1 protein-coding gene is annotated in these 261 nt (G+C 42.1%); it reads left to right on the top strand.

The annotated features are described in order from the left end of the window. Positions 1–13 precede the first annotated feature (13 nt). A complete protein-coding gene (locus ACYP03_RS26770; RefSeq protein WP_459782775.1) occupies positions 14–112 on the top strand; it encodes an aldehyde dehydrogenase family protein in 99 nt (32 codons plus the stop codon). The last annotated feature ends 149 nt before the right edge of the window (positions 113–261 follow it).

Genomic DNA, 261 nt, shown 5'->3' with positions numbered 1-261 from the left:
AACAGATCCCCGCCTGCCGAGCGGCGGCATTAAACGCTCGGGTTACGGGCGGGAACTGGGGCCGCAAGGCATTCACGAGTTCGTGAATGCCAAGCAGGTTTGGGTGAAATAGTTTTATTAGACAATTACTTCCATATTTTTATATGCAGTTTAATAGTTGAAAAAGAAACCGCTTAATATTTCGAAGGGATGTCGTCTGTTTTTAGAAATGAAACAGATTACATCCACTTTGAGATCCATCCTTCATATATTCCATTAATG

The sequence above is a fragment of the Photobacterium sp. R1 genome (assembly GCF_054600795.1).
Note: the sequence above shows the minus strand (reverse complement) of the source record. Positions and strands in the feature narration are given on the sequence as shown.